The organism is uncultured Meiothermus sp., from assembly GCF_937863175.1.
In the GTDB taxonomy this organism is placed as follows: domain Bacteria; phylum Deinococcota; class Deinococci; order Deinococcales; family Thermaceae; genus Meiothermus.
Genome location: NZ_CALMCQ010000164.1, coordinates 1 through 2,917, shown reverse-complemented (window position 1 = coordinate 2,917; position 2,917 = coordinate 1). Strand labels below are relative to the sequence as shown.

Annotated in this window: 3 protein-coding genes; 2 read left to right on the top strand and 1 reads right to left on the bottom strand. The window is 53.6% G+C overall.

Annotated elements, in window-relative coordinates; all coding sequences use genetic code 11:
* Positions 1 to 1,462, top strand: a 1,462-nt coding sequence (locus Q0288_RS06285; RefSeq protein ID WP_299428825.1) for an HD domain-containing phosphohydrolase, incomplete at its 5' end; no start/stop codon positions are given.
* Positions 1,463 to 1,795: 333 nt separating this feature from the next.
* On the top strand, positions 1,796 to 2,452 hold the full coding sequence (locus tag Q0288_RS06280; RefSeq protein ID WP_299428823.1) for a GntR family transcriptional regulator: 657 nt from the start codon (positions 1,796 to 1,798) through the stop codon (positions 2,450 to 2,452).
* 271 nt (positions 2,453 to 2,723) lie between these two features.
* Here Q0288_RS06280 and Q0288_RS06275 read toward each other — a convergent pair.
* A partial coding sequence (locus Q0288_RS06275; protein WP_299428820.1) for an HTH domain-containing protein occupies positions 2,724 to 2,917 on the bottom strand: 194 nt, incomplete at its 5' end.

The window sequence follows — 2,917 nt, the reverse complement described above, 5'->3', positions numbered from 1 at the left end:
ATCAACCAAAAGCTCTCTTAGCTTATGGTCTCACTTTAGGGGCGCACTACAGATCATAGACTTCGACTTTCGTTATGTATATGTCAACGAAGTTTGCGCTAAACAGGGGCGAAAGACGAGGGAGGAACTGGTTGGCAGGACGATGATGGAGGTTTATCCGGGCATCGAGTCAACGGCTATGTATTCAGTGCTACAAAATTGCCTTCGAGAACGTACCTCTGCAGAAATCGAGAACGAATTTACTTACCCCGACGGTAAAACGGCATGGTTTTCTCTGACCATAGCTCCCGTATCCGAAGGCATTCTGATTCTCTCGCTAGACATTACGCCACACAAACAGACAACCCTTGAGCTGCAAACCCAACTGCTACGCATAGAAGCACTAAAGGAGATTGACCTCGCCATCCTGGGCACAACCGATCTGTCTTTAGCTCTGAACACAATTCTTGAGAAGGTCACAAGCAATCTAAAGGTTGATGCGGGGGCTATTCTGCTGCAGAATCGTTACACCAATATTTTGGAATTTGCGGCAGGGCGCGGTTTTCGTAGCAGGGAAATAGAGAAAACACAATTGCGCGTGGGAAAAGGGCAGGCAGGACTTGCGGCTTTAGAGCAAAAGACTATCTTTCTCGCCGACCTGCGAAACGCCGACCCGCCTTTTATACGCTCCCATCTCGTCGCAGCCGAAGGGTTCGTTTCATATGGCGTCACTCCCCTGACCGCAAAAGGAAAGCTGATCGGCGTACTGGAAATATTTCATCGCACCAAATTGCATCCCGGTCAAAGTTGGTTCAATTTCTTTCACGCCCTTGCCGGACAAACCTCCATTGCCATCGAAAGTGGGCAGATTTTTCAGGAATTGCAGCGCGCGAGTCTCGAGTTGGCACTTGCTTACGACGCAACTCTTGAAGGGTGGGCCAAAGGTCTCGAATTGCGGGATAGAGAGACAGAAGGCCACACACAGCGCGTAACAGACATGACCGCTGTACTGGCAAAAATGGCAAGAATTTCCGACAGTGAATTGATCCACATCAGACGTGGGGCCATGCTGCACGATATTGGGAAGCTAGGCGTTCCTGATAGCGTTCTACTCAAACCAGGCAAGCTGAGCGATGATGAATGGGCCATTATGCGACAACACCCCACATTCGCTTATGAGTGGTTGTATCCTATCGAGTATCTCCGACCTTGTTTGGCGATACCACATTCTCACCATGAAAAGTGGGACGGAACAGGATATCCACAAGGATTAAAAGGGGAGCAAATCCCACTTGCTGCCCGCATCTTTGCTGTGGTAGATGTGTGGGATGCGCTCACTTCTGACCGCCCCTATCGGCAGGCCTGGTCTCAGGAACAGGCCCTGGAATATATTCAAAAGCAAGCGGGGGCACACTTTGATCCCAACGTGACCAGGCTGTTCTTACAGATGGTAAATGACGATGAGAGTTATAAAACGGGCTAGTAAGTGCTTAGACGCTATGCCGCTCTGCCTTTCCCGGTTGCCAGAGTCAATCACCCCGTCCTCCGACGGTAAGGAGTAGGCTGGTCATCTTCGGCCATGTTATTGTCCTGTCTGTTGGCAGCCGAGCAGCTTATATAGTTTTCTTCTAAATGCGGTGGCCTAATATAACCTCATGTTTTTAGGCCAACGCTTTTTGCTGTTTTACACACCCTTTGACCCTACCTCGAAAGCTTAGCAAGAGTGGGCTTCTGCGCGAAACATGGCTGCTGGTACCACTTTTCCGAACCCCGGTTGAGATGGTATACCAAAAAAGGTAGCATAACACTTACCTCTATGCTTGCACCGCAAACCGATGAAGCCTATCGCCGCCTGCGCCGCCTGATCCTGTCGCTCGAGCTCAGGCCCGCGGAGCCTCTGGTTGAGCGCAGGCTCGAAGAACTCCTGGCCGTCTCCCGCACCCCGATTCGGGCCGCCATCCAGCAACTTTCTCGTGAAGGACTGGTGCAGCGTACGGGTCGGGTCTACACCGTGGCCCCCATTGATCTGGCCGAGCTGGAAGAGGCTTTTGAGTTTCGCAACTGGCTCGAGACCCATGCGGTGCACACAGCCGCCGCCCGCCGGCCCAAAACACGCGAACTTAAGGACTTGCTGGCTTCGGTGGATGCCGATCTCGACCCCGAAGTAGAACTGGAAAAAGCCACCGACTTTCACCTGGCCCTGGCCAAGCTGACCGGCAACCGCTTTGTGGTGGCCTCGCTGGCTCAAGTCCTGGGGCGGATTTATCGCGCCCGTTATCTGGAAATCACCCGCCCGCAGGGGGCCAACCAGGCCCATATGGATCATGCGGCCCTGATTGAACTGGTGCAACAAGGCAAGGGCGAGGAGGCGGCAGCGTTCATGCTCAAACACCTCGAGCGCTCGCGGGAAGCCTTGCTGGAAAGCCTCGAGGGCACCCGCCTGGGCTCCATTTTGCTGGGTACCCATAGCTGAGCTACCGCACCCTCTGTATTCCGCGTCGCCGGATGGCAAAATGCCTCCCCCAGCGGTAAAGCGGTTGTCGTACGTATCTCCAGGTTAGGAATTTGCTCTACCCATAGAGGCCTGGCCACAGAGCCGCGCCGACGCAAACCCCAGCAGTGCAGCGAGTAAAACCATCCCCGAAAGTCAAAAACTGTACAAGACTCGATTTTTTTGCCGCCAGGATTCGCGGCAAAAATAGAGCGAACCGCGATAAGCTACCGAACCACCCGGATGATGCCGTTCAGGGATGGGCGGTGCTCTTATAACGTTTGATGGGTCGTCCCACGCTACCGTATTCCATTTCCACCGCTACAAAACCAGTCTGCTGCAAATACTCGAGATAGCGCCAGGCGGTAACACGGCTCACACCAACCCGATCTCCCACTTCGTCGGCGCTCAGAGCATGCCCCACGGTGCGCAGGATCAACTGGATTT

Coding starts and splice junctions, on each gene's coding strand:
- Q0288_RS06280 (WP_299428823.1), top strand. CDS start 1,796: ATGCTTGCACCGCAAACCGATGAAGCCTATCGCCGCCTGCGCCGCCTG.